At 67.1% G+C, this 25,544-nt stretch carries 30 protein-coding genes; 19 read left to right on the top strand and 11 right to left on the bottom strand.

Annotated elements, in window-relative coordinates; all coding sequences use genetic code 11:
• Positions 1 to 108: 108 nt before the first annotated feature.
• Genes ACZK45_RS04940 through ACZK45_RS04930 form a run of 3 tightly spaced genes read right to left on the bottom strand, consistent with a single transcriptional unit; the run spans position 109 to position 1,958 of the window.
• A complete protein-coding gene (locus tag ACZK45_RS04940; protein ID WP_032130368.1) occupies positions 109 to 438 on the bottom strand; it encodes a hypothetical protein in 330 nt (109 codons plus the stop codon).
• On the bottom strand, positions 435 to 1,706 hold the full coding sequence (gene murA / locus ACZK45_RS04935; protein WP_125894155.1) for a UDP-N-acetylglucosamine 1-carboxyvinyltransferase: 1,272 nt from the start codon (positions 1,704 to 1,706) through the stop codon (positions 435 to 437). Before murA ends, ACZK45_RS04940 begins: the two co-directional genes overlap by 4 nt.
• Positions 1,707 to 1,727: 21 nt before the next feature.
• Positions 1,728 to 1,958 carry a BolA family protein gene (locus ACZK45_RS04930; RefSeq protein WP_005408396.1) on the bottom strand — a complete coding sequence of 77 codons (231 nt, stop codon included), beginning with the start codon at positions 1,956 to 1,958 and terminating at the stop codon, positions 1,728 to 1,730.
• 54 nt (positions 1,959 to 2,012) lie between these two features.
• On the opposite strand from ACZK45_RS04930, the gene ACZK45_RS04925 reads away from it, so the two are divergent.
• The 16 genes from ACZK45_RS04925 to ACZK45_RS04850 all read left to right on the top strand — a co-directional run bounded on the left by ACZK45_RS04925 (position 2,013) and on the right by ACZK45_RS04850 (position 15,245).
• Positions 2,013 to 3,014 (top strand): KpsF/GutQ family sugar-phosphate isomerase, encoded by a 1,002-nt coding sequence (locus tag ACZK45_RS04925; RefSeq protein WP_032130370.1) that lies wholly within the window; start codon positions 2,013 to 2,015, stop codon positions 3,012 to 3,014.
• Between the two features lie 66 nt (positions 3,015 to 3,080).
• The gene (locus tag ACZK45_RS04920) at positions 3,081 to 3,629 is read left to right on the top strand and encodes a KdsC family phosphatase (protein WP_049398160.1); all 549 of its coding nucleotides are present in this window, start codon (positions 3,081 to 3,083) and stop codon (positions 3,627 to 3,629) included.
• Positions 3,626 to 4,201 carry an LPS export ABC transporter periplasmic protein LptC gene (gene lptC / locus ACZK45_RS04915; protein ID WP_071228064.1) on the top strand — a complete coding sequence of 192 codons (576 nt, stop codon included), beginning with the start codon at positions 3,626 to 3,628 and terminating at the stop codon, positions 4,199 to 4,201. Before ACZK45_RS04920 ends, lptC begins: the two co-directional genes overlap by 4 nt.
• Before the next feature lie 104 nt (positions 4,202 to 4,305).
• Positions 4,306 to 4,938: a lipopolysaccharide transport periplasmic protein LptA gene (gene lptA, locus ACZK45_RS04910; RefSeq protein WP_478445529.1), complete on the top strand. Its 633-nt coding sequence runs from the start codon at positions 4,306 to 4,308 to the stop codon at positions 4,936 to 4,938.
• Positions 4,856 to 5,575: an LPS export ABC transporter ATP-binding protein gene (gene lptB, locus ACZK45_RS04905; RefSeq protein ID WP_049400688.1), complete on the top strand. Its 720-nt coding sequence runs from the start codon at positions 4,856 to 4,858 to the stop codon at positions 5,573 to 5,575. Before lptA ends, lptB begins: the two co-directional genes overlap by 83 nt.
• Before the next feature lie 39 nt (positions 5,576 to 5,614).
• Positions 5,615 to 7,039 carry an RNA polymerase factor sigma-54 gene (locus ACZK45_RS04900; RefSeq protein ID WP_478445528.1) on the top strand — a complete coding sequence of 475 codons (1,425 nt, stop codon included), beginning with the start codon at positions 5,615 to 5,617 and terminating at the stop codon, positions 7,037 to 7,039.
• Positions 7,040 to 7,097: 58 nt separating this feature from the next.
• Positions 7,098 to 7,415 carry a ribosome hibernation-promoting factor, HPF/YfiA family gene (gene hpf, locus ACZK45_RS04895; protein WP_004147311.1) on the top strand — a complete coding sequence of 106 codons (318 nt, stop codon included), beginning with the start codon at positions 7,098 to 7,100 and terminating at the stop codon, positions 7,413 to 7,415.
• A 21-nt stretch (positions 7,416 to 7,436) separates the two neighbouring features.
• Positions 7,437 to 7,889 carry a PTS sugar transporter subunit IIA gene (locus ACZK45_RS04890; protein ID WP_032130191.1) on the top strand — a complete coding sequence of 151 codons (453 nt, stop codon included), beginning with the start codon at positions 7,437 to 7,439 and terminating at the stop codon, positions 7,887 to 7,889.
• Complete coding sequence (hprK, locus tag ACZK45_RS04885) at positions 7,886 to 8,836, top strand: HPr(Ser) kinase/phosphatase (RefSeq protein WP_005408388.1); 951 nt, start codon at positions 7,886 to 7,888, stop codon at positions 8,834 to 8,836. Before ACZK45_RS04890 ends, hprK begins: the two co-directional genes overlap by 4 nt.
• Before the next feature lie 27 nt (positions 8,837 to 8,863).
• Positions 8,864 to 9,748, top strand: a complete 885-nt coding sequence (gene rapZ / locus ACZK45_RS04880; protein WP_032130190.1) for an RNase adapter RapZ — start codon at positions 8,864 to 8,866, stop codon at positions 9,746 to 9,748.
• Between the two features lie 300 nt (positions 9,749 to 10,048).
• Positions 10,049 to 10,441 (top strand): PTS sugar transporter subunit IIA, encoded by a 393-nt coding sequence (locus ACZK45_RS04875; protein ID WP_049462131.1) that lies wholly within the window; start codon positions 10,049 to 10,051, stop codon positions 10,439 to 10,441.
• Positions 10,434 to 10,703, top strand: coding sequence for an HPr family phosphocarrier protein (locus tag ACZK45_RS04870; RefSeq protein WP_005408385.1), 270 nt, complete (start codon positions 10,434 to 10,436; stop codon positions 10,701 to 10,703). The genes ACZK45_RS04875 and ACZK45_RS04870 overlap by 8 nt, the downstream gene beginning before the upstream one ends.
• A gap of 2 nt (positions 10,704 to 10,705) precedes the next feature.
• Positions 10,706 to 12,475 carry a phosphoenolpyruvate--protein phosphotransferase gene (gene ptsP / locus ACZK45_RS04865; protein WP_100437450.1) on the top strand — a complete coding sequence of 590 codons (1,770 nt, stop codon included), beginning with the start codon at positions 10,706 to 10,708 and terminating at the stop codon, positions 12,473 to 12,475.
• 194 nt (positions 12,476 to 12,669) lie between these two features.
• Positions 12,670 to 14,031 carry a magnesium transporter gene (gene mgtE / locus ACZK45_RS04860; RefSeq protein WP_010483662.1) on the top strand — a complete coding sequence of 454 codons (1,362 nt, stop codon included), beginning with the start codon at positions 12,670 to 12,672 and terminating at the stop codon, positions 14,029 to 14,031.
• Positions 14,032 to 14,089: 58 nt separating this feature from the next.
• The gene (locus ACZK45_RS04855) at positions 14,090 to 14,356 is read left to right on the top strand and encodes a hypothetical protein (protein ID WP_010483664.1); all 267 of its coding nucleotides are present in this window, start codon (positions 14,090 to 14,092) and stop codon (positions 14,354 to 14,356) included.
• A gap of 70 nt (positions 14,357 to 14,426) precedes the next feature.
• The gene (locus tag ACZK45_RS04850; protein ID WP_180838214.1) at positions 14,427 to 15,245 is read left to right on the top strand and encodes a carboxylesterase family protein; all 819 of its coding nucleotides are present in this window, start codon (positions 14,427 to 14,429) and stop codon (positions 15,243 to 15,245) included.
• A 154-nt stretch (positions 15,246 to 15,399) separates the two neighbouring features.
• Here the strand turns inward: ACZK45_RS04850 and ACZK45_RS04845 are convergent, their stop codons facing one another.
• The 4 genes from ACZK45_RS04845 to ACZK45_RS04830 all read right to left on the bottom strand — a co-directional run bounded on the left by ACZK45_RS04845 (position 15,400) and on the right by ACZK45_RS04830 (position 18,215).
• Positions 15,400 to 15,891 (bottom strand): REP-associated tyrosine transposase, encoded by a 492-nt coding sequence (locus ACZK45_RS04845; RefSeq protein WP_180838213.1) that lies wholly within the window; start codon positions 15,889 to 15,891, stop codon positions 15,400 to 15,402.
• A gap of 304 nt (positions 15,892 to 16,195) precedes the next feature.
• Positions 16,196 to 17,146 (bottom strand): aspartate carbamoyltransferase catalytic subunit, encoded by a 951-nt coding sequence (locus ACZK45_RS04840; RefSeq protein ID WP_032130186.1) that lies wholly within the window; start codon positions 17,144 to 17,146, stop codon positions 16,196 to 16,198.
• A gap of 15 nt (positions 17,147 to 17,161) precedes the next feature.
• Positions 17,162 to 17,656 (bottom strand): Holliday junction resolvase RuvX, encoded by a 495-nt coding sequence (ruvX, locus tag ACZK45_RS04835; RefSeq protein WP_049400682.1) that lies wholly within the window; start codon positions 17,654 to 17,656, stop codon positions 17,162 to 17,164.
• Positions 17,649 to 18,215, bottom strand: coding sequence for a YqgE/AlgH family protein (locus ACZK45_RS04830; protein WP_004147177.1), 567 nt, complete (start codon positions 18,213 to 18,215; stop codon positions 17,649 to 17,651). Before ACZK45_RS04830 ends, ruvX begins: the two co-directional genes overlap by 8 nt.
• A gap of 91 nt (positions 18,216 to 18,306) precedes the next feature.
• Between ACZK45_RS04830 and ACZK45_RS04825 the strand changes: the two genes are divergently transcribed.
• A complete protein-coding gene (locus ACZK45_RS04825; protein ID WP_478445527.1) occupies positions 18,307 to 20,094 on the top strand; it encodes a DUF4153 domain-containing protein in 1,788 nt (595 codons plus the stop codon).
• The gene (locus ACZK45_RS04820) at positions 20,091 to 20,633 is read left to right on the top strand and encodes a DNA-3-methyladenine glycosylase I (protein WP_049400680.1); all 543 of its coding nucleotides are present in this window, start codon (positions 20,091 to 20,093) and stop codon (positions 20,631 to 20,633) included. Before ACZK45_RS04825 ends, ACZK45_RS04820 begins: the two co-directional genes overlap by 4 nt.
• 74 nt (positions 20,634 to 20,707) lie before the next feature.
• Here ACZK45_RS04820 and ACZK45_RS04815 read toward each other — a convergent pair whose 3' ends face one another.
• Entirely contained in the window at positions 20,708 to 21,415 is a 708-nt protein-coding gene (locus tag ACZK45_RS04815) for a YitT family protein (RefSeq protein WP_012510275.1), read from the bottom strand.
• A 110-nt stretch (positions 21,416 to 21,525) separates the two neighbouring features.
• Positions 21,526 to 21,738, bottom strand: coding sequence for a DUF4287 domain-containing protein (locus tag ACZK45_RS04810; protein WP_014646220.1), 213 nt, complete (start codon positions 21,736 to 21,738; stop codon positions 21,526 to 21,528).
• A 471-nt stretch (positions 21,739 to 22,209) separates the two neighbouring features.
• On the opposite strand from ACZK45_RS04810, the gene ACZK45_RS04805 reads away from it, so the two are divergent.
• Positions 22,210 to 23,109 (top strand): LysR family transcriptional regulator, encoded by a 900-nt coding sequence (locus tag ACZK45_RS04805; protein WP_180838211.1) that lies wholly within the window; start codon positions 22,210 to 22,212, stop codon positions 23,107 to 23,109.
• Positions 23,110 to 23,191: 82 nt separating this feature from the next.
• On the opposite strand, the gene ACZK45_RS04800 is transcribed toward ACZK45_RS04805, so the two are convergent.
• Together ACZK45_RS04800 and ACZK45_RS04795 are read right to left on the bottom strand one after the other, a co-directional pair.
• Positions 23,192 to 24,175 carry an aldo/keto reductase gene (locus ACZK45_RS04800; protein ID WP_180838210.1) on the bottom strand — a complete coding sequence of 328 codons (984 nt, stop codon included), beginning with the start codon at positions 24,173 to 24,175 and terminating at the stop codon, positions 23,192 to 23,194.
• A gap of 180 nt (positions 24,176 to 24,355) precedes the next feature.
• Positions 24,356 to 25,519 (bottom strand): PilT/PilU family type 4a pilus ATPase, encoded by a 1,164-nt coding sequence (locus tag ACZK45_RS04795; protein ID WP_049400675.1) that lies wholly within the window; start codon positions 25,517 to 25,519, stop codon positions 24,356 to 24,358.
• Positions 25,520 to 25,544: the final 25 nt, after the last annotated feature.

Here is a 25,544-nt window from a genome sequence, read left to right as displayed (position 1 = left end):
TCCACATCATCCACGCATGGCGTGGATCTACTGGAAACCTGAAGTAGATCGACGCCATGCGTGGATGGGTGTACCCCAAAGAAAACGCCCGCTTTCGCGGGCGTCTTCTTATTTCTTCGCTTCAGCCGGTTTCTGTTCCTCGGCCGGCTTGAACTCGGTCCGGCAGTCCACGCGGATCTGCTCACCGGTGCTGCGCCAGACGAAGGTGCGGCAATGACGGTTGCCGTCCTGGCTGTCGTTCACTGCGACCGCATAGAACGACTCGATGATTTCATCACGCGAGACCGTGCCATCGCCGTTCCAGTCCATGTCCTTCTGCTCGATGCCCTGGGTGATGGCGATGTTGGCGTACCAGGCATAGCCCAGCCACGCCAGCACGATCAGCACCAGGGCCAGCAGCGCCTTGCGACGCGGGCTGAACTTGCCGCGCAGGATCATGGCACGCGCCGGATGGTGGCGCCGAGCGAAGACAGCTTCTCTTCGATGTTCTCGTAGCCACGATCAAGGTGGTAGATGCGGTCGATGGTGGTCTCGCCGCTGGCCATCAGGCCGGCCAGGATCAGCGAGGCCGAGGCGCGCAGGTCGGTGGCCATCACCGGCGCGCCGCTCAGGTGCTCGTTGCCACGCACGATGGCGGTATGCCCTTCGACCTGGATGTCCGCGCCCAGGCGCAGCAGTTCGTTGACGTGCATGAAACGGTTCTCGAAGATCGTTTCGTTGATCACGCCCACGCCGTCGGCCACGCAGTTGAGCGCCATGAACTGCGCCTGCATGTCGGTCGGGAACGCCGGGTACGGCGCGGTGGTCAGGTTGACCGCCTTCGGCCGCTTGCCCTGCATGTCCAAGGTGATGCTGTCGTCGGTGGTCTCGATCTTCGCACCGGCTTCGACCAGCTTGGACAGCACCGCGTCCATGGTGTTCGGGCGCGCACGGTTGACCGTGACCTTGCCACCGGTCATCGCTGCGGCCACCAGGAAGGTGCCGGTCTCGATGCGGTCGGGCAGCACTTCATGGCGGCCGCCGGACAGGCGCTCGACACCTTCGATCACCAGGCGGGCAGTGCCCAGGCCTTCGATCTTCGCGCCCAGCGCGATCAGGCAGTGCGCCAGATCGGTCACTTCCGGTTCCATCGCGCAGTTGTCGAGGATGGTGGTGCCTTCGGCCAGCACCGCGCCCATCAGCACGTTCTCGGTGCCGGTGACGCTGACCATGTCGAAGGTGAAGTGGCCCCCCTTCAGCCGCTTGGCGGTGGCCTTGATGAAGCCGTTCTCGACCACGATCTCGGCGCCCAGCGCCTGCAGGCCCTTGATGTGCTGGTCGACCGGTCGCGAGCCGATCGCGCAGCCGCCCGGCAGCGACACTTCGGCGGCGCCGAAGCGGGCCAGCAGCGGGCCCAGCACCAGGATCGAGGCGCGCATGGTCTTGACCAGCTCATACGGTGCGACGTGCTGGTTGACCGGACGCGGGTCGACCACGATCGCGCTGCCGCGCGACAGCGTGCCCTGGTCGATGGTGACCTTGGCGCCCAGCTCGCCGAGCAGCTTCACCGTGGTGACCACGTCGTGCAGGTGCGGCACGTTGGTGATCTCCACCGGCGCATCGGCCAGCAGGGTCGCGCAGAGAATGGGGAGGACGGCGTTCTTGGCGCCGGAGATGCTCACTTCACCGTGCAGCGCAGCGCCGCCGGTCACAACGATCTTGGCCATGTATTCGGGATCTTCTGCGGTTCAGCCGGCTTCGGCCGGGGTCACGGTTTTCAGCGCCAGCGCGTGGATCGCGCCGCCCATCAGGTCGCCCAGCGTGGCATACACCATGCGGTGGCGGGCCAGCGGCATCTTGCCGGCGAAGGCCTCGCAGACCACGGTCGCTTCGAAATGCACGCCATCGTCGCCCTGCACGTCGGCGCGGGCGCCGGGCAGGCCGGTTTCGATCAGATTGCGGATGGTGTCGGCGTCCAACGGGCTTTCCTAATAAAATGTGCCTCCATTCTACTTCCGCTGCGTGGCGTCCGCATGGCCGAATCCCTGTTGCCCCCCCGTTCCGTCGACCCTGCCGGCCTGGTCGCCAGCGGCCGCCGCGTCTTCGAGATCGAGCGGCAGGCGCTGGACGCCGTGGCCGACCGCCTTGGCGAGGCGTTCCAGCAGGCCTGCCAGGCGATCCTGGCCAGCCGCGGCCGGGTGGTCGCCACCGGCATGGGCAAGTCCGGGCACATCGCCCGCAAGATCGCCGCCACCCTGGCGTCCACCGGTACGCCGGCGTTCTACGTGCACCCGGGTGAAGCCGGCCACGGCGACCTCGGCATGATCACCGAGGACGACGTGGTGCTGGCGCTGTCCTATTCGGGCGAGTCGGACGAAGTGCTGATGCTGCTGCCGGTGCTCAAGCGCCAGGGCAACGTGCTGATTTCCATGACCGGGCGCCCACAGTCCAGCCTGGCCACCGCCGCCGACATCCACCTGGACGTGAGCGTGCCGGCCGAGGCCTGTCCGCTGGCGCTGGCGCCGACCTCCAGCACCACCGCCTCGCTGGCGATGGGCGACGCGCTGGCCGTGGCCCTGCTCGACGCACGCGGCTTCACCGCCGACGATTTCGCCCGTTCACACCCGGCCGGCAGCCTCGGCCGCCGCCTGCTGCTGCACATCACCGACGTGATGCACACCGGCGACGACCTGCCCAGCGTGGGCGCCGACGCCAGTCTCAGTGAAGCGCTGATGGAGATGAGCCGCAAACGGCTGGGCATGACCGCCGTGGTCGATGCCGGCGGCGTGCTGATCGGCCTGTTCACCGACGGCGACCTGCGCCGCGCGCTGGACAGCGCGCTGGACGTGCGCACCGCCAAGATCGCCGATGTGATGACGCGCAACCCACGCACCATCGGCGCCGACCAGCTGGCGGTGGAGGCGGCCCGGCTGATGGAGACCCACAAGATCACCGGCCTGATCGTGGTCGATGACCAGGGCCGTGCGGTCGGCGCCCTGAACATTCATGACCTGTTGCGGGCCCGGGTGGTTTAACCGACAGTCCGTAGACCCCATTCAGTCTGTACTGCCCCACCCGAACCCACCGAGCCTGCCGCCCTGATGCCCTGGTCCCCCCTGCCCGCCTTCCCTGCCCACCTGCATGCCGCCGCGGCCCGTATCCGCCTGGCCTGCTTCGACGTGGACGGCACCCTCACCGACGGTCGGCTGTACTACGACAAGGACGGCAACGAGAGCAAGGCATACTTCGTGCAGGATGGCCTGGGCCTGAAACTGCTGCAGCAGCACGGCATCCACCCCGTGCTGATCACCGCGCGCAACAGCCAGTCCGCGCTCAAGCGCGGCGCCGACCTCGGCATCGACACCCAGATCGCCGTGGGCGACAAGCTGGCCAGCGTGCAGGCGCTGTGCGCGCAGCATGGCATCGGCCTGGAACAGGTGGCCTTCATGGGCGATGACCTGCCGGACCTGGCGCCGCTGGGCGCGGTCGGCCTGGCCGTGGCGCCGGCCAACGCCCATCCGTGGATCGCCGAGCGCGTGCACTGGCAGACCCGTGCCGATGGCGGGCGTGGCGCCGCGCGCGAGCTGTGCGACATCCTGCTGGCCGCGCAGGGGCATGTGGATGCGGTGCTGGCGAGGTTCGGCGCATGAACCTGCCGACCGTGAACTGGCGCACCCTGCTCGGCATCGGCCTGCTGCTGGCCGCCCTGCTGAGCAGCTGGGCGGCGCTGCGCAACCGCGACAAGGGGCCAGCCAGTGGCGGCCAGGAAGTGGGCGTGGATTACATCCTGCACGACTTCCAGATCGTCGCCCTGGATGAGCAAGGCAAGGAATCGACCACGCTGCGTGCGCCGTTGCTGGAACGCCAGCGCGGTGACCAGACCATCAACATCGCCACGCCGTTGTTCGAGATGCCGGACAAGGATGGCAGGCACTGGACCCTGCGTGCCGAAACCGGCTGGCTCAGCGCCAAGGGCGACGAGATGAAGCTGCGCGGCAATGTCGCCGGCGACAGCCCGGTCGGCCCGGGCACGGTGCCGACCACCTTCCGCACCGATCATCTGGACGTGTTCCCGAAGGAAAACCGCGCCCGCACCGACGCCCTGGTGACCATGACCCGCCCGGGCATGGAACAGTCCGGCGTCGGCTTCGAAGTGGATTCGAAGAACAACACGTATCATTTCCTCAGCCAGTCCAAGGGCCGCTACACGCCCAAACGCTGATTCCGCCGCCAGCCTGCGACGTCTCCGGACAGGCGCAAGGCCGGCAGCCCCACCCGCCCGCCCCCGGTCCACCCGGGAGGCCCCCACCGGTAGAACGGACCCCGATGAAGATTCCCTTTGCCGCCGTACTCGCGCTTGGTCTTCTTGTCCCCAGCGCCGCCTTCGCCAAGTCCACCGACCGCAACGAAGACATGCACATCGATTCCGGCGCCCAGTCGGGCATGCTCACCGGCGACGGCAAGACCGTGCTGTCGCAGGGCGTGATCATCACCCAGGGCACGCTGGACCTGCGCTCGTCCGAGGCCGAGATCTACCTCAAGGACGGCGAAGCGGTGCGTGTGGTGTTCACCGGCAAGCAGGCCAAGATGAAGCAGCAGCTCGATGATGGCACCTGGATGGACGCGCTGGCCGATCGCATCGACTACGACATCAAGACCGAGATCATCACCCTGACCGGCAACTACAAGGTCACCAGCGCGCGCGGCACCAATGCCGGCCAGCGCATGGTCTACAACACCCGCACCGGCGAAATGAACTCCGGTGGTGACGGCAGCCGCGTGCGCACCGTCATCCCGCCGAAGAACAAGACCCCGGCCGCACCTGCGGCACAGCCCAAGGCCACCACAGCAAGCTGCAGCGGCAGAGCAGGAAGTAATGCTCGTCGCCAAGGGCCTGCGCAAGAAGTACAAGCAACGCGAAGTCGTCAAGGACTTCGGGCTGACCCTCGACGCCGGTGAAGTGGTCGGCCTGCTCGGCCCCAACGGCGCCGGCAAGACCACCTGCTTCTACATGATCGTCGGCCTGGTTGCCGCCGATGCTGGCAGCATCGTGCTCGACGGCAAGGACATCACCGGCGACCCGATGTATACCCGGGCCAAGCAGGGCGTGGGTTACCTGCCGCAGGAGCCGTCGGTGTTCCGCAAGCTGACCGTGGCCGACAACATCCGCCTGGTGCTGGAGCTGCGCGAGGGCCTGGATTCGGCTGGCCGCGAGCGTGAATTGAACAGCCTGCTCGACGAACTGCAGCTGGGCCACGTCGCCGACCAGCTCGGCGCCAGCCTGTCCGGTGGCGAACGTCGCCGCTGCGAGATCGCCCGTGCCCTGGCCGCGCAGCCGCGCCTGATCCTGCTCGACGAACCGTTCGCCGGCGTCGACCCGATTTCCGTCGGCGAGATCCAGCGCATCGTCACCCATCTCAAGCAGCGTGGCATCGGTGTGCTGATCACCGACCACAACGTGCGCGAGACCTTGGGTATCTGCGACCGCGCGTATATCCTCGCCGAGGGCAGCGTGCTGGCCCAGGGTTCGCCGGAAGCGATCCTGGACAACGCCGATGTACGTCGCGTCTACCTCGGGGATTCCTTCAAGCTGTGAAGCAGTCGCCGGGTTCCTCTCCTTCCCTTCGGCACAGGCATGAAGACTCGGCTGCAGACATCGTTGGGACAGCAACTGGTGCTCACGCCCCAGTTGCAGCAGGCGATCAAGCTGCTGCAGATGTCCACCACCGAGCTGGAGCTGGAAATCGCCCAGGCGGTGGAAAGCAATCCACTGCTGGACTGGGCCGACAGCAGTGACAGCAGCGGTGCCGCCAACGAAACCGGCGATGGCAACGACAGTGACGCGCCCGCAGAACGCACCGCTGCCGGCGACGACTGGGCACCGGCCGAACTGGACTGGAGCGCGGCCGGCAGCGGCGGCAGCTTCGACGATGACGACGACAATGGCAGCGCCGCCGAGCGCGTAGCCGAAACCGAAACACTGGCCGACCATCTGCTGTGGCAGCTGCATCTGTCGCATCTGTCCTCGCGTGATCGCAGCATCGGTGCCGCACTGATCGATGCACTGGACGACGACGGTTACCTGCGCGAGCCGCTGGCCACCATCGCTGAAACCCTGCTGCCGGCGATCCACGCCGGCGAGGACGAGATCCTCGCCGTGCTGCATCGCATCCAGCGCTTCGATCCGGTGGGTGTGGCTGCACGCACGCTGGGCGAATGCCTGCTGCTGCAGCTGGATGTGCTGGCCGGCGACACGCCCGGCCTGATCCTGGCGCGACAGATTGCCGCAGGCCCGCTGGAACGTTTGCCGCGCAGCGGCGTCGCCGGGCTGGCCCATGAACTGAAACAGCCCCTGGACGAGGTCGAGACGGCAGTCACCCTGCTGCGCTCGCTGGACCCGCGCCCGGGCACGCAGATCGCACCGCTGTCGCAGGACACCTACGTGGTGCCGGATGTGGTGGTGTGGCGGCAGAACGGCGTATGGCGCGCTGCGCTGGCCGCGCATGCCGGACCGAAGGTGGTGATCCACCGCGGTTACGAGCAGCTGATCCGACGCTGTGGTGATGCCGATGCCGGCTACCTGCGTGCCCAGCTGCAGGAAGCGCGCTGGCTTCTGAAAGGGCTGCAGCAGCGTGGCGAAACCCTGCTGCGGGTGGTACGCAGCCTGATCCTGCAGCAGGCTGGCTTCCTCGAATTCGGCGAGCAGGCGCTGCGTCCACTGACCCTGCGCGAGATCGCCACCGAGCTCGGCCTGCACGAATCCACGGTCTCGCGTGCGATCGCCCGCAAGCACGTGCGTACCCCGCGCGGCACCCTGCCGCTGCGCGCCTTCTTCGCCTCGGGCATCGATACCGAGGGCGGTGGCGAGGCGTCCAGCACGGCCATCCAGGCGATGATCCGGCGCCTGATCGACGACGAGAACCCGCGCAAGCCGCTTTCTGACGCCAAGCTGGCTGACCTGCTCAAATCGTCGGGAATTCCAGTAGCGCGACGCACCGTGGCGAAGTATCGTGAAGCCATGAACATTTCCGCCTCGCACGAAAGGGTCAGAATCGCTTGACGCGCCGCCGCGCCCGGCGGAGAGGTTCATTGGCACATCCGAACACAGGAGAAACCCGATGCGCATCGAAACGTTTGGCAAAGATGTCGAAGTCACCCCGGCCCTGCAGTCCTATGTAGAGGAGAAGCTGGCCCGGATCGGCAAACACTTCGACCAGCACTGCGAAGCGCGGGTGACCCTCAAGCTGCAGAAGACCGAACACCACGTCGACGCCAGCCTCAACATCCCCGGCCAGACCCTGCACGCCGAGGCCAATGCCCAGACCATGTATGCCGCGATCGACCTGCTTGCGGACAAGCTTGACCGTCTGGTGATCAAGCACAAGGAGAAAAAACAGCAGCACGCACCGCTGCCGGTGGGCGACAATGGTGGCTGATCGCCACCGTTCCCCGCAGACATGCCCCTGACTGACCTCCTGGCGGCCGTGCAGACCCAGCTCTGCACGGCCACCGACCGCGACAGCGTCCTGCAGGCCGCCGCCGGGTTGCTGGCCTGCCGCCAGGCCAACGCCGAACAGATCTATCTGAACCTGTGTCAGCGCGAAGCGCTGGGCAGCACCGCGATCGGTCACGGCATCGCCATTCCCCACGGCCGCGCGCCAACCCTGGACCGCCCCCGCGGCGCCCTGCTGCGGTTGGCCACCCCGGTCGACTTCGGTGGCGACGAGCCGGTGGACCTGGTGTTCGCCATGGCCGTCCCCGCCCACTACACCCACCAGCACCTGATGCTGCTGTCCGAGCTGGCCGAGCTGTTTTCGGCGCCCGACATCCGCCAAGCCCTGCGCGAAGCGGGCGATGCCCGGGCGCTGCGCGAGGCGCTGGACATGACCCCACCTGCGAGTGCCGCATGAATACCAGCATCACCGCCCGTGAACTGTTCGAACAGCAGCGCGAGCGGCTGGGGCTGCGCTGGGCTGCCGGCAAGTCCGGCGAGAAGCGCGAGCTGGAGGCCGGCAACACGGTCTCGCGGCGTCCATCGCTGGCTGGTTATCTCAATGCGATCTACCCCAACAAGGTGCAGATCCTGGGCACCGAGGAACTGTCCTGGCTGGATGCACTGGAACCGCGCCAGCGCTGGGAGACCATCGAAAAGATCATGCAGTCGCACCCGCTGGCGCTGGTGCTGACCCGCAACCAGGCCTGCCCGGAAGACCTGCGCGCCGCTGCTGACGAATCCGGCACGCCGCTGTGGCTGTCGCCCAAGCGCGGCCACGAACTGCTCAACCATCTGTCCTACCACCTGGCGCGTACGCTGGCGCCGCGGGTGATCCTGCATGGCGTGTTCATGGAGATCTACTCCATCGGCGTGCTGATCACCGGTGAGGCCGGATCGGGCAAGAGCGAGCTGGCGCTGGAACTGCTCAGCCGCGGCCACCGCCTGGTCGCCGATGATGCGCCCGAATTCACCCAGATCGCGCCCGACGTGCTCGATGGCACCTGCCCCGAACTGCTGCAGGACCTGCTGGAAGTGCGCGGCCTGGGCGTGCTGAACGTGCGCGAGATGTTCGGCGATACGGCTGTAAAGAAGAACAAGTACCTTCGGCTGATCGTCCACCTGACCAAGCCGATGACCGAACCCACCCCGCATGGCTACGAGCGCCTGACCGGCGACTCGGGCACCCGCCATGTGCTGGACCTGGATGTACCGCTGATCACCCTGCCGGTGATGCCCGGCCGCAACCTGGCCGTGCTGACCGAGGCCGCGACCCGCCTGCACATCCTGCGCACCAAGGGCATCGACCCGGCAGCCATGTTCATCGCCCGCCACAGCAACCTGCTGGAACGGCGAACACCCTGATTCCCCTGTCCTTCGAAGAGCCTGTCCATGAGCACCGTCACCCCCTCCGCCCCGACCCTGATCATCGTCAGCGGCCTGTCCGGCTCGGGTAAATCCGTCGCCCTGAAGACCTTCGAGGACCAGGACTACTACTGCTCGGACAACCTGCCGATCAATCTGCTGCCCGACTTCGTGCGCAGCCTGCTGGCCAACCACGACGGCAGCGCACCACGCCGCCTTGCCGTAGGCATCGACGTGCGCGGCCAGGCCGACCTGAGCCAGCTGGGCGACTGGCGGCAGCTGGCCACCGATGCCGGCGTGGAAGTGAAGGTGCTGTTCTTCGAGGCCAGCGACGAGGCCGTGCTCAAACGCTACGCCGACACCCGCCGCCGCCATCCACTGAGCCAGCTGGGCCTGTCGCTGCCCGAAGCGATCGCGCGTGAGCGTGAATTGACCGCACCGCTGCGCCGCGAGGCCGATGCGGTGATCGATACCAGCAATCTCAACGTGCATCAGCTGCGGCGGCGGATCATCACCGAGTTCACGATGGACCATGCCACCGGCCTGTCGTTGCTGTTCGAATCGTTCGCCTACAAGCGCGGCGTGCCGGCCGAGGCTGACTTCGTGTTCGATGCGCGGGTGCTGCCCAATCCACACTGGGACCCGGATCTGCGTGCGCTGAGTGGCCGCGAACCGGGCGTGCGCGACTACCTGGAAGCGCAGCCGGACGTGCAGCGCTACCTGACCCAGCTGATGGATTTCCTCGATACCTGGCTGCCGAAGCTGGGGGATGGCACCCGCAGCTATGTGACCGTGGCCTTCGGCTGCACCGGCGGCAAGCACCGTTCGGTGTTCCTGGCCGAGCGCCTGGCCCGGCATGCCCGCGAGATGGGCTGGGAAGACGTGGCGACCTACCACCGCGAACAGGATTGAGGGGTGCGGCCGGGCTGCGCCCGGCACCCGCGGGTAGCCACTGCCGGCTTGGCAACAGCAAAAGCAAAAGCGGCATTCCCTGGGATGGCGAGGCGGTGTGCTGTTGGTGGGTGTCGACCTTGGTCGACACAGTAGATCCACGCCATGCGTGGATGAATCCCGGTCAGGCATCGAAAAACGGATGGGGTCGGATCCTTTTCCAACGGAAATGGGCTCCGACCCGAGCAACACTGAATACGGGACACAGTGCCCCTCATCTGCTGCTATCGCCAATTCACCTTGACCTGTTAACGTGCAGTAATGACCTGTGGCATTCTCCTCGTAACACATCCCGGGGTCGGGACCGCCCTGCTAGACGTGGCGACCCGGCTCCTGCGGCAATTGCCGCTGAAAACCGAAGCTTTCGAAGTACCGTTCGACGCAGACCTGGACGCCCTGCTCCCGCTCGCCTCAGCCGCTCTGCGGCGGGTCGACAATGGTGAAGGCGTGCTGATCCTGACCGACCTGTACGGCGCCAGCCCCGCCAACCTTGCCGGGCAGCTGGCCCGGCTGGGGACCCCGGTTCGCCGGGTGTCGGCGCTGAGCCTGCCGATGTTGCTGCGGGTGATGAATTATCCGGAACAGGGACTGGATCAACTGCCCGCCACAGCCGCGGCGGGTACCCGTAATGGAGCGATAGTCGACGATGCTTGAACGAGAACTCACCGTGAGCAACCGCCTGGGCCTGCACGCCCGGGCCACCGCCAAGCTGGTGCAGACCCTGGCGCCGTTCCGCTGCAACGTGACCATGGCCGCCAAGGGCCGTGAGATCAACGCCAAGAGCATCATGGGCGTGATGCTGCTGGCCGCCGGCCAGGGCACCCCGGTCACGGTGCGCATCAACGGCGAGGACGAAGCCGCCGCGATGGAAGCGGTGGTCGGCCTGTTCGAACGCCGCTTCGACGAGGACAGCTGAGCGTGCCACGCGCGCGCGCCGGCCAGGTCCCTTCCGGCCAGCGGCCGGTACAGCTGCTGGCCGGGCACGGTGCTGCCCGTGGCGCGGCGATGGGCCGGGCGCGGGTGCGCCTGCCACATGCGCTGGAAGTGGCCGAGCAGCGCGTCGCCGCCCATCAGGTCGAGGCCGAGCTGGCCCGCCTGCACCGCGCGGTGGATGCCGCGCGCACCGAAATGCACGAACTGCGGCAGCGCCTGCATGGCGCCCTGAACCAGGAGGTGGGCGAGTTCCTCGACCTGCATGCCCTGCTGCTGGACGACCCCGAGCTGTTGTTCGGGCTGGACGAGCTGATCCGCAGCGGCCCGTACAGCGCCGGCTATGCGCTGCGCCTGCAGCGTGACCGCTTGGCCAAGGTCTTCGATGGCATGGACGATGCCTATCTGAAGAGCCGCATGGACGACCTCGACCATGTGATCGGCCGCATCCACGCCTTCCTGCAGCCCGAACGCCCGCCGGTGATGAAAGGCCTGGCCGGTGAAATCCTGGTCTGCGACAACATCGCGCCCTCCGAGCTTGCCCAGTTGCAGGCGCAGGGCGTGGTCGGCATCGTCACCGCCGCCGGCAGCGCGCTGTCGCACAGTGCGATCCTGGCGCGCAGCCTGCACCTGCCCTTGATCGTCAACGTGCCGCAGCTACTCAGCCGCATCGCCGATGGCGACGTGCTGATCATCGATGGCGCCGACGGCAGCATCACCGCCAACCCGCAGGCCGACAACCTGCGCGACTACCGCGCGCGCCTGAAAGAACATGCGCGCGAGCAGCGCGAGCTCGGCCGCCTGCGCAGCAAACCCAGCCGTACCCGCGACCAGGTCGACATCGCCCTGCTGGCCAATGCCGAATCGCTGGAGGACGTCACCCAGGCGCATGCGCTGGGCGCGCAGGGGCTGGGCCTGTACCGCACCGAATTCCTGTTCCTGCAGCGCAACGAGCTGCCGGACGAAGAAGAACAGTTCCAGACCTACCGCGATGCCGCGTTGGGCATGAGCGGGCGACCGGTCACCATCCGCACGCTCGATCTGGGCGCGGACAAGGCCGACCGCACCGGCCTGACCCTGAGCAACGAAGAAAACCCGGCCCTGGGACTGCGCGGCGTACGCCTGTCGCTGGCACGGCCCAAGGTGGCCGACACCCAGCTGCGCGCGATCCTGCGCGCCTCGGCCTACGGCAAGCTGCGCGTGCTGGTGCCGATGGTCAGCACCCGCGAGGAACTGCTGGCGGTGCGCCGGCGCATGCTCAAGCTGACCGAACAGCTGCGCAGCGAAGGCCACATGGTGTCCGACCATGTGCCGCTGGGGGCGATGATCGAGGTGCCCGCTGCGGCGTTGGCGCTGGAGAGCTTCATCGACCTGGTCGACTTCCTGTCGATCGGCACCAACGACCTGGTGCAGTACCTGCTGGCCGCCGACCGCAACAACGAGGCACTGGGCGAGCTGTATTCGCCGCTGCATCCGGCCGTGCTGCGGTTGCTGCAGATGGTGATCGAGACCGGCGCGCGGCATCGCATTCCGGTGGCGGTCTGCGGTGAGATGGCCGGTGATGCACGGATGACTCCGCTGCTGCTGGCGCTGGGCCTGAGCGAATTCAGCCTGCACCCCGGCACACTGCTGGAGGTGCGCCGCGCGATCCGCGAGGCCGACCTGGCCGCGCTGCGCGCGCGCGCACCGAAGCTGCTGGCCGCACGCGACCGCCGCGCGATCGAGCGCTGGCTGGCGCTGGTGGCGGATACGCCCTGAGCGCCAAGGGTAGTGCCGGCCGCTGGCCGGCAACCTCATGGCCTTCGATGGGGCCGCTTGCCGGCCAGCGGCCGGCACTACCACCGCCCGGCGGCTATGCGTTGAAACATCCCCTTGCGATAATGACGCGCTGAACACCCCTGTTGCCGCATCCTTGCCGGGATCGCGGCTTTTCTTATCCCGCGGGAGCTGCGATGGCTGAAGCTGTACGCCACGACAAGACTGCGCGCCAACTGCGGATGCTGTCCGACGCACTGGACAGCGGTCGGCTGGGCCCGGTGCGCCGCCTGGTCAACACCCTGGCCCCGGCCGAGATCGGCAACCTGCTCGAATCGCTGCCGCCGGGCAAGCGCGAGGTGGTCTGGGGCCTGGTCGATCCGGAAGATGACGGTGAGGTGCTGGTCCACGTCGGCGACGACGTGCGCGAGAGCCTGCTCGCCGACATGGACCCGGACGAGATCATCGCCGCGGTCGAAGACCTGGACATCGACGATCTGGCCGACCTGGTCGAAGATCTGCCGGACACGGTCATCGACGAAGTCCTCAAGTCGATGGACCGCGAGAACCGCGAGCGCTTGGAGCAGGTGCTGTCCTACCCCGAGGACAGCGCCGGCCGCCTGATGAACCCGGACGTGGTGACCGTGCGCGCCGACGTCAACGTTGACGTGGTGCTGCGCTACCTGCGCCTGCGTGGCGAACTGCCCGACCACACCGATCATCTGTTCGTGGTCAGCCGTCGCCATCAATACCTCGGCCGGGTGTCGCTGGCGGCACTGGTGACCCACGAGGACACCACCCCGATCAACCGCCTGATCGACGACGAGCAACCGGCGATCGATGTCGGCGAAAGCGACCAGGAGGTCGCCCGCCAGTTCTCCGACCATGACTGGATCTCCGCGCCGGTGGTGGACGACAACAACATCCTGGTCGGCCGCATCACCATCGATGACGTGGTCGACATCATCCGTGGACAGGCCGAGCACCAGGCGCTTGGCGCCGCCGGCCTGGACGAGGACGAGGATCTGTTCAGCCCGGTCTGGCGCGCCATGCGCCGCCGCCTGATGTGGCTGTCGGTCAATCTGTGCACGGCATTCCTGGCGTCCAGCGTGGTCGGCCACTTCGAGGGCACCATCGACAAGCTGGTGGCGCTGGCGGTGCTGATGCCGATCGTTGCGGGCCTCGGAGGCAACGCCGGCACCCAGGTGCTGGCGCTGATGGTGCGTGGCCTGGCGTTGGGCCAGGTGGGCGCCTCCAACGCGCGCACGCTGCTGTGGAAGGAAGTGCGGGTCGCCTTGTTGAACGGCGTGATGCTGGGTTCGGTGCTGGGCCTGATCGTACTCGCTTGGTTCCACTCGCCCGGGTTGTCGGCGGTGATCGCCATCGCGCTGACCTGCAACCTGCTGTTCGCCGCGTTGGCCGGCGTGCTGGTGCCACTGACCCTGAAACGCTTCGGCTTCGACCCGGCGCTGGCCAGCGGCATCTTCCTGACCGCCGTGACCGATTCGATGGGCTTCTTCACCTTCCTCGGCCTGGCCACCCTGGTGCTGCTGCACTGACCGCATCAAGGATCGGGCCCCGCCAAGCGGGCTCGGACCCCACTCAACGGGAACACCCATGGCAACAACGATAGAAAACTACTTCCAGCCCGGCTGGCGCGACCAGCAGCACACCTGCCCGGCCTGCGAATGGAAGGGCAGCTCGCGTGCCATGGAGATGGAGCTGGACGAGGACGCCACCGAGTACGACTGCCCGGTCTGCGAGAACCCGCTGCTGGTGGTGCTGCACCCGGATATGGCGCAGGTGCAGGCTGCGGCCGCCGAAGGCAATGCCGAGGCACAGGAGCAGCTGGACATCATCGCCAGCTTCCCGCGCCCGCAGTGACGCGGCGCATGATGCCGGGCCGACGTTGGCGGACTACGATGCAGGCGTTCTCGCCGCTTCGGAAAACCCCATGGTCCGTTTGCTGTCGCGCTGGCTGCCATTGCTGGCCCTTCTGATGATGAGCGGTTGCACTTCGCTGCCGGACAGCGCGCGTGGCCGCTTCGAAGCACGTGCGGTGAAGGTGGACGGGCACACGGCTTACTACCAGGTGTTCATTCCCGCGGGCCTGCAGGCCCGCAGCCCTGGTGGGCAGACGCCCGCAACCTCCAACGTCCCGGTCATCCTGTTCCTGCACGGTTCGGGCGAGCGCGGCGCCGATGGCATCAAGCAGACCCACGCCGGGCTGGGGCCTTATCTGCGCGAGCATCCCGACTTCCCTGCCCTGGTGGTGTTTCCACAGGTACCGGGCCATGAGGAATGGAGCGGCCGCAACAACCGTGCGGCCGTTGCCGCGCTGGACGCGACGATCACCGAGTTCGGCGCCGACCCGGCACGGCAGTACCTGACCGGCATGTCGATGGGCGGCTACGGCAGCTGGAACATCGCCCTGGATGACCCGCGCCGCTTTGCCGCGATCGTCCCCGTGTGCGGTGCCGTGCTGGCACCACGCGCAAAGCGCCCGACCCTGTTCGTCGAGCAGGTCGCCCAGGAAACCGATCCGTATGCCGTGATCGCGCAGCGCCTGCAGCACACGCCGGTCTGGATCTTCCACGGCGCGCTGGACGACGTGGTGCCTCCGGATGACGACCGCAGGCTGCATGCCGCATTCCAGAGCGCCAACGCACGCGATGTGCGCTACACCGAGTACCCGGAAGGCAATCACAATGCCTGGGACGCTACCTACGCCGACCCGGCCATGTGGGCGTGGCTGTTCGCGCAGAAGCGCTGAACCGCAGTTTCTGCTGGGAAACAACTGTTGGTGGATGCCTACCCGTTGCTCGGCTTGGGTATTGGTGGATGCCTACCGTTGCTCGGCTTGGGTATTGGTGGGTGCCGACCGTTGGTCGGCTTGGGTATTGGTGGGTGCCGACCGTTGGTCGGCACTATCTCTCCGCCTCGGGGTAATCCATTGCTTGGTACCTCCCATCGATCTCCCATCGGCACCAGGCATACGGATACTCTCCCACGCAGCTCACCAAGTTCGCCCTGACCGGGTTGGCGACGATGTACATCGCATGGCGAAACAGTGATTCTTCAGAACGAATGGCATGATCGTGATAGCTCGATTGCCAGAATGGTCCTGTCCTGCCCAGCATGCGGTTGATCCGCAATTCACTGCTCGATTTGAATCGTTGCATGATGTAGTCCAGCGAGAACGCACGGAGCTCCACAAGCCAATGGATGTGGTCCGGCATGACTACATAGGCAAGTGAGTACGTCAGGCCTTCAGTATCAAGGCGACGGACCACGTCCATCACCAACTGCGCCGCTGTGGCATCGTCGAAGTAGCGTCGACGCCCCTGGGTGACGGTCGTCAGGATGTAGGATTGCCCGATCCGGGAATGGCGGCCAAGCCTCAGGCGTGCGCGGTTCATGGGTACAAGCGTGTGCCTCCCGACCGCCTTCTTCTATCGGGCAACCCCATCAGTCCAGGTAGGCCCGTAGCTATTCAATGTCTGAGCCCGGCACTTCACGGGACTGATGGTTCTGTGCCGACCAACGGTCGGCACCCACCCAGACAGTTCAAGGTGAATCCTATTTGTGCCGACCAACGGTCGGCACCCACCCAGACAGTTCAAGGTGAATCCTATTTGTGCCGACCAACGGTCGGCACCCACCCAGACAGTTCAGGGTGAATCCCTTTTGTGCCGACCAACGGTCGGCACCCACCAGGGCAGGTCAGCCCAGCAGCGTTTCCAGCACGGCCATGCGCACGGCGACGCCGTTGGCGACCTGGCGCAGCACCCACGACTGCGGGCCGTCGGCCACCTCGTCGGTCACTTCCACGCCGCGGTTGATCGGGCCTGGATGCAGCACCGCGGCATCCTTGCCGGCGCGGGCCAGGCGTTCGTTGGTCAGGCCGTACTGCGCGTGGTACTGCTCCAGCGACGGCACCAGGCCTTCTTCCATGCGCTCGCGCTGCAGGCGCAGCATCATCAGCGCGTCGACGCCTTCCAGCATCGCGTCGAAATCATCGCCGACCACGCAGCCCTTCAGGGTCTCGTCGTCCGGCAGCAGCGACTGCGGGCCGCACACGCGGATCTCGCCCACGCCAAGCGTACGCAGCGCATGCAGGTCGGTGCGGGCCACGCGCGAGTGCTTCACGTCGCCGACGATCACCACTTTCATCTTCGAGAAATCCGGGCCCTTGGCCTGGCGCAGGGTCAGCATGTCCAGCAGGCCCTGGGTCGGGTGCGCGCTGCGCCCGTCACCGGCGTTGATCAGTGCAGTGCCCTCACCCGCTGCCTCGGCCAGTGCGGCCACGGCGCCATCATCGGGGTGGCGCACCACGAAGCCGCGCACGCCCATCGCCTCCAGGTTGCGCAGCGTGTCGCAGGCGGTTTCGCCCTTGCGCGTGGACGAGGTCGATGCATCGAAGTTCAGTACGTCGGCGCCCAGGCGCTGCGCGGCCAGCTGGAACGAGCTGCGGGTGCGTGTGGACGGTTCGAAGAACAGCGTGCACACCGCCGAACCGGCCAGCACGTGGCGCTTGTTGCCGACACGACCGACCGCGGCGTCGCGGATCTGCCCTGCCCGGTCAAGCAGCTGCAGCAGGGTGTCGCGCGGAAGGCCTTCGAGGGTCAGCAGGTGGCGCAGGCGGCCGGAGGCATCGAGTTGCTGGGCGGTCATGGCGGTGTCGGGCAGTCAGGGAATGGGGGTGGCGTCGTCCGGCGACGACAGCCAACGGTCGATGATCACCGCCGCGGCCACGGCATCGAGGGCGGCCGCATCACGGCGGCGCTTGCGCCCTTCGGCGCGCTCGACGGCGAAGCGGCGGGCGGCCTCGACCGAGCTGGAACGCTCGTCGATCATCACCACCGGCAGCTTGAAACGTTCCCGCAGCTGGCGGGCAAAGCCCTGCGCGCGCTTGCGGTTGGGCTGGTCCTGGCCGTCCAGGGTCAGCGGGTCGCCGACCACCAGGCCGTCGGGCTTCCATTCCTTGAGCAGGCGTTCGATCGCGGTCCAGTCCGGGCCGTTGCCGTGCACATCGACCACGGCCACCGCGCGCGCATGCGCAGCGAAGGCACTGCCGATGGCCACGCCGATACGCCGCGAGCCAACATCGAAACCCAGAACGGTGCCATCACGGCGGATGGCCGGGGCAGCAGAATCCGGCGCGGGCGCGATGGGCTCAGACATGGCCGCTGTAGTCGGTCAGCCGGAACAGGTCCACACCGATACGCGAGGCTGCACCCTGCCAGCGCTGCTCCAGCGGCAGCTGGAACACCAGCTCGGCATCGGCCGGCACGGTCAGCCAGCTGTTCTCGGACAGCTCGCTTTCCAGCTGCCCTGCGCCCCAACCCGCACAGCCCAGCGTGACCACGGCATTGGCCGGGCCTTCGCCACGTGCCATCGCTTCGAGGATGTCGCGCGAGGTGGTCAGGTACAGGCCTTCACCCACGATCAGGCTGGAATCCCATGCGCGTGCGTCGTCATGGATGACGAAGCCGCGCTCGGGATGCACCGGGCCGCCGTTGAGCACCATGCGCGCCTGCAGGTCGCCATCACCGGTGGTGATGTCCATCTGTGCAAGCACTTCCCCCAGCGTGTACTCGGAAGGCTGGTTGACCAGCACGCCCATCGCCCCGTTCTCGTCGTGCTGGCAGATCAGCGCGACGCTGCGGGCGAATGTCGCGTCGAGCAGCGACGGCAGCGCGACGAGCAGGTGATCGGCAAGGGAAGTCGGCGTAACAGGCATGGGCCCATTCTACCTGCTGGGGGCGGGATGGTCGCGCGATGGCGCCGAACCGCGATGGGCTAGGATGGTGCTTTGCCATGGAAGGTCATCGATGCAGTCTTCATCGCCCCTGACCCTGCCGGCACGCAGCGCCATCGTCCTGATCGCGCTGCTGCAGGGCCTGATGCTGTATGCCGCGCAGGAGCTGTCCGATGCGTGGCCGTTCCGCGATATCGGCTGGCGCTACTGCTGGTACGCCTGGGTGCTGGCCATTCCCAGCGCGGTGGCGCTGAGCCTGGTCGAGCTGGGCCAGCGCCGCCTGTGGCTGCAGGCCGCGCTCGGCTCGGCGGTGGTGCTGGCGCTGGCCGCCTGGACCGGCTGGAACCTCAACGGCGAGACCGCACTGGAATCGGGCGCGCTGCAGTTCCCGCTGACCCTGGGCATGGCCGTGGCGGTGTTCGTGGCCCTGCCCTGGTGGCAGTTCCAGCTGCAGCACGGGCATTGGCGTGCCAGCTACCCGGAGCTGTTCGAGCGCGCCTGGCAGAATGGTTTGACCCTGGCCCTCGCCGCGCTGTTCACCGGGCTGACCTGGCTGCTGTTGTGGCTGTGGGCGGCGCTGTTCCAGCTGCTCGACGTGACCGTCTTCCGCGACCTGTTCCGGCAGGACGCGTTCATCGCGCTGGCCACCGGCAGCCTGGCCGGGTTCGGCGTGCTGATCGGGCGCACCCAGCACCGCGCGATCCAGATCACCCGCCAGGTGCTGTTCGCGATCTGTCGCGGGCTGCTGCCGCTGCTCTCGTTCATTGCCGTGCTGTTCGTGCTGAGCCTGCCGCTGACCGGGCTGGAACCGCTGTGGAAGACCCGCTCGGCCGCCAGTCTGCTGCTGGTGCTGTCGCTGCTGCTGGTGTCATTCACCAATGCGGTCTACCAGCAGGGCGACGACACCGCGCCCTACCCCGTCGTGCTGCGCCGGCTGGTCGAGGCCAGCCTGCTGGCGCTGCCGGTCTATGCGGTGCTGGCGCTGTATGCACTGGGCCTGCGCGTGGTGCAGTACGGCTGGACCCTGGACCGCTTCTGGGCGGTGCTGATCGCGTTGGCCGTGGCCGGCTATGCACTGGGCTACGCGCTGGCGGTAGTGCGCCGGCAGGGCCGCTGGCTGCAGACGCTGGAGCCGGTCAACCGCTGGATGTGTTGGGCGGTGCTGGCACTGGCATTGCTGGGCAACTCGCCGCTGCTGGACCCGGTGCGGCTGACCCTGTCCAGCCAGTTGGCGCGCCTGCGTGCGGACCCGCCAGCGATCACCAGCAGTGACGTCAACGTGCTGCGCTTCGATCTTGGGCGCCGTGGCGTGCAGGCGCTGCGCGAGCTGCAGCGTGATCCGGCCATCACCGCCGATGCCAACGCGCCACAGGTGATCGCTGCCGCGCTGGCACGTACCTCGCGCTGGGACGATGGACAGCGCCTCGACAAGGGTCTGCAGGACGTCGCCGCCCTGCAGTGCGCGCTGAAGCTGGCCAAGGGATCCAGCTCGCCACCGGACGATTGGTGGCAGGCACTGGCCACCCGCGCGATCAATGGCGAATCGTGCGCCCAGAGCGAGCGCGACTGCCTGATCGTGCATCGCGACCTGGATGGCGACGGCAACGCCGAGGTACTGCTGTGCGAGCTGTACACCCACCGCGGGCCGGACTGCGTGCTGTACGCACGTGGCAGGGATGCCCAGTGGCGCCGCGCCGGTTCGCTGTTCGGCACCGTCAGCGGCCAGGCCGAGGCGATCAACCAGGCCCTGCGTGACGGCGAACTCATGCTTGTGCCACCGCGCTGGCCGATGCTGTCCATCGGCGGGCGCCCCGCGGTGGCCATCGATCCCGAACCCGAATCCAACGAGTCTTCTCCATGAGCGGTTACTGCCTCATCGCCCCGGGCCATCCGGTGCACGACTACTACCACGCCAACGAATACGGCTTCCCGCAGCGTGACGAGCGCGAGCTGTTCGAGCGGCTGGTGCTGGAGATCAACCAGGCCGGGCTGAGCTGGGAGACCATCCTGAAGAAGCGCGAGGGCTTCCGCGCGGCCTATGACGGCTTCGATGTGGACCGCGTGGCGGCGTATGCCGAGCAGGACATCGAACGCCTGCTGTCGGACGCGGGCATCATCCGCAACCGGCTGAAGGTGCTGGCGGCGATCCACAACGCACAGGTGATCCAGCAGCTGCGGGCCAGCCACGGCAGCTTCGCGGCGTGGCTGGACGCGCACCATCCGCGCAGCAAGGCCGACTGGGTGAAGCTGTTCAAGAAGACGTTCCGCTTCACCGGCGGCGAGATCACCGGCGAATTCCTGATGAGCCTGGGCTACCTGCCCGGTGCGCACGCCGAGGACTGCCCGGTGCATGCGCGGCTGCTGACGCTGTCGCCGCCGTGGTTGCAGGCCTCCCGGTAGCGCCGGCCGCTGGCCGGCAACCTCGGAACGCCTCAGGTGTTGCGCCACCAGCGGCCGGCACTACCGTCGAATCGTCACACGCCCATGTAACGGCCCGGGCGGTGGTTGAACATCAGCACCAGGCTGAGCACCACCGCGCCGATCGCCGAGTACAGCACCTTCGACGGCGACAGCACGAAGAACGCGGCCACCATCAGGCAGGCGTCGTAGGACATCTGCACCTTGCCCGCGCTCCAGCCGCGGGTGCGCTGCAGGTACACCGCCAGGATACCGATGCCGCCGAGGCTGGCGCGGTGGCGGATGAAGAACAGGATGCCCAGGCCGGACAACGCACCACCGACGATCGCCGAATACAACGGGTTGATGTGCGAGAAGTCGATCCAGCGCGGCAGCAGGTCGGTCAGCACGCCACAGGCGGTGACCGCGGCGAAGGTCTTCAGGGTGAATTCCCAGCCCATGCGCCGCAGCGCCACCCAGTAGAACGGCAGATTGACCAGCACGAACACCAGGCCGAAGTTCCAGCCCATCGAGTAGTGCAGCAGGAAGGCCATGCCGGCCATGCCGCCGATCATCAGCCCACCCTTGGCGAAGATGGCCAGGCCCAGCGAGGCCACCATCGTAGCCAGCACCATGCCCTGCACGTCCTCGGCAATCGAGTGGCGAAGCGCTTTTTCGTCGGCGGTGGTGCCGGCGCTGTCGGGCGGCGGGGTCAGCGGACCAGCGGTGACCAGGTGGCCGTCAGCGTCGTCGCACGGCGCAGAGCCATGGGCGGGAAGGGACATACGGGTGGGGAACAGCAGGTGGGGAGCGGTATTAGACACGATCTGCATGACAGTTGCAGATGAAATCGTTCAGCTGAATGCGCCCCGCCCGATCTCCGGCCCGCCGCTGCTCAGCCCTTGCCGGCCAGATGGTGCGCCACCAGCGCATTGGCATGGCCATGGCCCAGCCCATGCTCACTTTTCAGGAAGCTGACCAGTTCCATGTGTTTCAGGCCCTTCTTCCCGGCCAGCAGCCCGAACCAGTGCGCCACCGGCTGCCCGTAGGTCTTCTCGATGGAGGGGAAATACGAGGCCGGGCCTTTCGGCTTGGTGTCAGTGCTCATGTGCAGCTCCCGTTGAAGTCATTCATTCGACGAACCACAGTCCCTGAAATCGACACACCCTCACGTCGTGGGGCCGGATCCCGTGCCGACCAACGGTCGGCACCCACCAACAGCAGCGGGAAATTGTCGAAGGCGGGGCGGCTCAGGTTGCGGGGTGTAAGCCGCATGGGCCCGAGGCATGCCTCGGGCGGGTTGGGCAGGATGCCCAGCCCCGGTCTTGCCGTGTGCGCAGGACAGCGCACACGAGCAAGCGCGACCGAGCTTCATGGGTGAGGGCGCTTTGCTTGCGAAGCACTGCTTCGCAAGCGCCCGAACGCACAGCCGCCAGCGGCTGGGCCGGGCCCCGGAGGGGGACTTGCGCCGTCCCCCGCGACCTGAGCCACCTCGCCTCCCACGGGAAGCCAGCTTTTGACGTTGCCGTTGACGTTGATTCGGCAAGTGCCGGGCGCAGCCCGGCCGTATCATCCCGTCATGCCCCGCGAAAACCTCAACGACCTGCAGGCCTTCGTCCACGTTGCCCGCGAGGGCAGCTTCACCAAGGCCGCCGCCCAGCTGGGCGTGTCCCAGTCCGCGCTCAGCCATGCCATGCGCGGCCTGGAAGAGCGCCTCGGCGTGCGCCTGCTGACCCGCACCACCCGCAGCGTGTCCACCACCGAAGCCGGTGCGCGCCTGCTCGAGACCCTCGCCCCGCGCCTGGCCGAGATCGAGGACGAACTGGCCGCACTGGCCGAGTACCGCGAACGCCCGGCCGGCACCATCCGCATCAATGCCACCGGCCATGCCGCCGAATACATCGCCTGGCCGCGGCTGGCGCCATTGCTGCAGCAGTATCCGGACCTGAAGGTGGAACTGGCTGCAGACTACGGCCTGGCCGACATCGTCGCCGAGCGCTACGACATCGGTATCCGCCTCGGCGAACGGCTGGCGCGCGACATGATCGCGGTACCGGTCAGCCCACCGCTGCGCATGCGCGTGGTCGGTGCGCCCAGCTACTTCCGCCAGCATGTGGTGCCACGGCATCCGCACGACCTGGCCAACCACAACTGCATCACCCTGCGCCTGCCTACGCATGGCGGACTGATGCCGTGGGATTTCGGCCGGGACGGCAACGAACTGAGCGTGCGCGTGACCGGTCAGTGGACCTTCAACACCATGGGCATGACCCGCGCGGCTGCACTGGCCGGCAGCGGGCTGGCCTGGCTGCCGGAAGACCAGGTGCAGCCGATGCTGGACGATGGCCGGCTGCAGTCGGTGCTGGACGATTGGTGCCCGCACTTCGATGGCTACTACGCGTATTACCCGTCACGCCGCCACGTCACCGTGGCGATGCGCACGGTGCTTGATGCGTTGCGCGGGCCGATGGCTGGATGAGGTGTGCGGACCAACGGTCCGCACCCACCTCAGTTTGCACCCACCCCGGTCCGCACCCGCCAGAGTCAGGGTGGCCCGGCGGTCAGCCCTTGGCCTGCGCGGCGCGCTGCGCGTTGTAGCGCTCGCCGACGATGGAGATTTCCTCCAACGTCAGCGCGATGCGCTGCAGTTCCTCCGGCGCCAGCTGCAGGTCAGCCGCGCCCAGGTTTTCTTCCAGGCGATGGACCTTGGTGGTGCCCGGAATCGGCACGATCCACGGTGCCTGCGCCAGCAGCCAGGCCAGCGCTACCTGCGCCGGCGTCGCGCCACGTGCGGCAGCGATCGTGCTGATGCGGTCAACCAGCGCCTGGTTGGCACGACGCGCCTCCACTTCAAAACGCGGTACGGTGTTGCGGAAGTCGTTGGCGTCGAAGGTGGTATCGGCGTTGATCGCGCCGGTCAGGAAGCCACGGCCCAGCGGGCTGAACGGCACGAAGCCGATACCCAGTTCCTGCAACGTCGGCAACAGTTCGCGCTCCGGCTCACGCCACCACAGCGAGTACTCGCTCTGCACGGCGGCCACTGGCTGCACCGCATGCGCACGGCGAACGGTCGCGGCGCTGGCCTCGGACAGGCCGAAGTGGCCGACCTTGCCCTCGGCGATCAGGTCGCGAACGGTGCCAGCGACATCCTCGATCGGCACGTTGGGGTCGACGCGGTGCTGGTAGAACAGGTCGATATGGTCGGTGCGCAGGCGCTTGAGGCTGGCCTCGGCCACCGCGCGGATGTTCTCGGGGCGGCTGTCCAGCCCGGTATCGACGCGCGCATCCTTGAAGCCGAACTTGGTGGCGATCACCAGCCTGTCGCGGTACAGCGCCAGCGCCTCGCCGAGCAGGTCTTCGTTGGTGTAGGGGCCATACACTTCGGCGGTGTCGAAGAAGGTCACGCCACGCTCGACGGCGGCCTGCAGCAGGGCGATGCCCTGGCTGCGCTCCACCGGTTGGCCGTAGCCATGGCTCAGGCCCATGCAGCCCAGGCCCAGGGCGGAGACCTTCAGGCCACTGCGGCCGAGTTCACGTGTCTGCATCGTCGTGCTCCAGAGGGGGAGCGCTGACGATACGCCTGCAAGGGCAACCGATTGAATGGGCAGCGTTGCAGTTGGTCATGACTGGAATTCATCAATACGCGCAGCCGCCCGCCCGTAGCGTCGAGCTTGCTCGACTCGACAAGAACAGTCGAGCAGGCTCGACGCTACGGAACACCCAGGTCACCGGATCTCGGAAATCTCCACGCCATCCAGCCCCTGCGACAGGGTGCGGGCGTCGCCGCCCTGGCTGAGCTTGATGCGCAGGCGCACTTCGTTCTGCGAATCGGCGTAGCGCAGCGCGTCCTCGTAGCTGATCTCGCCCGCCTGGTACAGCTCGAACAGGCTCTGGTCGAAGGTCTTCATGCCCAGCTGGACCGAGTCCTTCATCACTTCCTTCAGCTTGTGGATCTCGCCGTCGCGGATGTAGTCCTGCACCAGCGGCGTGCCCAGCAGGATCTCCATCGCCACCTTGCGCGAGCGGCCATCGGGCGACGGCACCAGCTGCTGCGCGACCACGCCCTTGAGGTTCAGCGACAGGTCCATCAGCAGCTGGTTGCGGCGGTCTTCCGGGAAGAAGTTGACGATGCGGTCCATCGCCTGGTTGGCGTTGTTGGCATGCAGGGTGCACAGCACCAGGTGGCCGGTTTCGGCAAACGCGATGGCGTGGTCCATGCCTTCGCGGGTACGCACCTCGCCGATCATGATCACGTCCGGCGCCTGGCGCAGGGTGTTCTTCAACGCGGCTTCCCAGCTGTCGGTATCGATGCCGACTTCGCGCTGGGTGATGATGCAGCCCTCGTGCTTGTGCACGAATTCGATCGGGTCTTCAATGGTGATGATGTGGCCAGTCGAGTTCTGGTTGCGGTAACCGATCATCGCCGCCAGCGAGGTCGATTTACCGGTACCGGTGGCACCGACGAACAGGATGATGCCGCGCTTGGTCATCGCCAGCGTCTTGATGATCGGCGGCAGGCTCAGCTCTTCCACGGTCGGAATGCGCGTCTCGATGCGACGCAGCACCATGCCGACCTGGTTGCGCTGGTAGAAGCAGCTGACACGGAAGCGGCCGACACCGGACAGGCCGATGGCGAAGTTGCACTCATGGGTCTTTTCGAATTCCTCGCGCTGCGCCGGGGTCATCACGTTCAGGACCAGGTCGCGGCTCTGCTGCGGGGTCAGTGGTGTCTGGGTGATCGGCGAGATCTTGCCGTTGACCTTCATCGCCGGCGGCATGCCTGCGGTGATGAACAGGTCCGAGGCGCGCTGGTGCGCCATCAGCTTGAGGAACGAAGTGAAATCGATGGTGGTCGCGGTGGTGTTCACGGCGGGCTCCCAATGGGGCATGTACCAGGAAACGGTCGGAGGCGGA

Source organism: Stenotrophomonas sp. 63632_Sma (assembly GCF_056482875.1).
Note: the sequence above shows the minus strand (reverse complement) of the source record. Positions and strands in the feature narration are given on the sequence as shown.